The following is a 1,520-nucleotide window of genomic DNA, read 5'->3' as shown; positions in this document are numbered from 1 at the left end:
AAGGCTTTATTTGAATTGCAGTATCCCAAATTTTGAAGATTTAAATCGAAAAAAGAGGTTTTTTCACAGCCTGACGTCTTGTCGCTACAAGCAGTTTGGGGTTAAGTATGCGTAATCTTTCGGTTAATGACTGTTTTTACTGACACAAAACCATCTTTAAATTAAGCCAAATGCCCAAATTGCTTGTAACGACTGTTATGCCTTCGGTTCTTTATTTATTCCAATTTTCTGTACTTATTAAAAGTCAGATTCATAATAACTTTCAAGACAAAGCTCGTTAAAAATAACGAGCGATGTTCTTAAAAAGAAAAGATAATAACTAAGTCTAGCTTAATTATTTTTTGGAGGCGCATACAATTAAGTATACAAATGCCAAAGCAATAATTGTTTCCATGTTTTCACAACATTAAAAGTCAAACTTAGATTATCTCAGTAGGCGAGATGCCCCAAAAAAAACCTAGTTTGTCAACCAAACTAGGTTTTAACCTTAATTAAAATCTAATTATAATGTTGGTGTTTTTTTTATCATTGTCGGTTTTATTCTTTTACGGTAAGTCCGCAATTTGAACAATTTTTATCAAATTTATGTATTGGATTTTGGCATACAGGACAAACATTTGGGTCAAATAAAACTCTTGAAGTATCTGAAATATTTGCATTTTGTTCTTCAACTGAAATACTTCGGTTTGTATGAATGTTTTCAGATATTTTTTTCAACAATTTTGTCTGTTCTTTTTGAATTTCAATTATTTCTTCAATTCTAAAAACCCAACGTGTGAAATAAACATTAAGAGCAAGAATTAAGACACTAATTATAAGAATTATAAAAGGATTCATTTTTATGTTTTTTATGGGTTATCTTCTACACCATTTAAGTTAGAAGCAATTTTAAAATTAATTATTATGTCACAAATTGAAACATCACAAGACAAAGAAATGTTTGGTAATACAGACACCGCATTTCAAATACTTGAATTTGTTTCTGAAAATTATTCGGAAACAAAAGAGCATTTAGATCACTTTAAAAAAGCAATTGTAATTTTTAATTCCGTTGGAATTGAAATTGATATATCACTACGTTATGATACCATTATCTTCCAAGATAGAACATAATAATTTAATTTCTTCGGCAGTTCCGTCTAACGTAATTAGTCCACCGTATGTTTGTCTGTTTAATTTAACAAGCAATCTTCCGTTGTCCTTTACTGTTTTGACGATAGTAATGGCTGATTCAAAATCATCGTTATTTAACTCAATATATTTAATCATCTTTAAATTTAAGTATTATGAAAAACGTTCTTTTTTCTGCGTCCGTTCGGTGAACTGAGGCATAACGTCTTGGCGCTTGCCGAGGTTGGGGACTTTTTAAACCGAGTATTTTCGGCTTAACGTAAATGTAGTAAAAAAACGCTAATTCCACTAAATCCCCAATCTTGGCAAACGGCTGTTGAACTAAACCTTCGGTAGCACTTATTGAGATTTTGTACCTTACGAATATAACTAAAAATTATAATTATGGT

General features: G+C 30.3%; 3 protein-coding genes. 1 reads left to right on the top strand and 2 read right to left on the bottom strand.

Annotated elements, in window-relative coordinates:
• Positions 1-537: 537 nt before the first annotated feature.
• Positions 538-837, bottom strand: a complete 300-nt coding sequence (locus tag ACEN2I_RS19960; RefSeq protein WP_441767833.1) for a hypothetical protein — start codon at positions 835-837, stop codon at positions 538-540.
• 66 nt (positions 838-903) lie between these two features.
• Between ACEN2I_RS19960 and ACEN2I_RS19955 the strand changes: the two genes are divergently transcribed.
• Positions 904-1,113: a hypothetical protein gene (locus ACEN2I_RS19955; RefSeq protein ID WP_441767832.1), complete on the top strand. Its 210-nt coding sequence runs from the start codon at positions 904-906 to the stop codon at positions 1,111-1,113.
• Here ACEN2I_RS19955 and ACEN2I_RS19950 read toward each other — a convergent pair.
• The gene (locus tag ACEN2I_RS19950) at positions 1,075-1,269 is read right to left on the bottom strand and encodes a hypothetical protein (RefSeq protein ID WP_441767831.1); all 195 of its coding nucleotides are present in this window, start codon (positions 1,267-1,269) and stop codon (positions 1,075-1,077) included. The genes ACEN2I_RS19955 and ACEN2I_RS19950 overlap by 39 nt on opposite strands.
• Between the last annotated feature and the right edge of the window lie 251 nt (positions 1,270-1,520).

Origin of the sequence: Flavobacterium sp. W22_SRS_FK3 (assembly GCF_052113665.1) — a bacterium.
In the GTDB taxonomy this organism is placed as follows: Bacteria; Bacteroidota; Bacteroidia; order Flavobacteriales; family Flavobacteriaceae; genus Flavobacterium.
Note: the sequence above shows the minus strand (reverse complement) of the source record. Positions and strands in the feature narration are given on the sequence as shown.

What these genes read in the sequence shown, in the direction of transcription:
- ACEN2I_RS19955 (WP_441767832.1), top strand. Translation starts at nt 904, where the DNA reads ATGTCACAAATTGAAACATCACAAGACAAAGAAATGTTTGGTAATACA.
- ACEN2I_RS19950 (WP_441767831.1), bottom strand. Translation starts at nt 1,269, where the DNA reads ATGATTAAATATATTGAGTTAAATAACGATGATTTTGAATCAGCCATT.
- ACEN2I_RS19960 (WP_441767833.1), bottom strand. Translation starts at nt 837, where the DNA reads ATGAATCCTTTTATAATTCTTATAATTAGTGTCTTAATTCTTGCTCTT.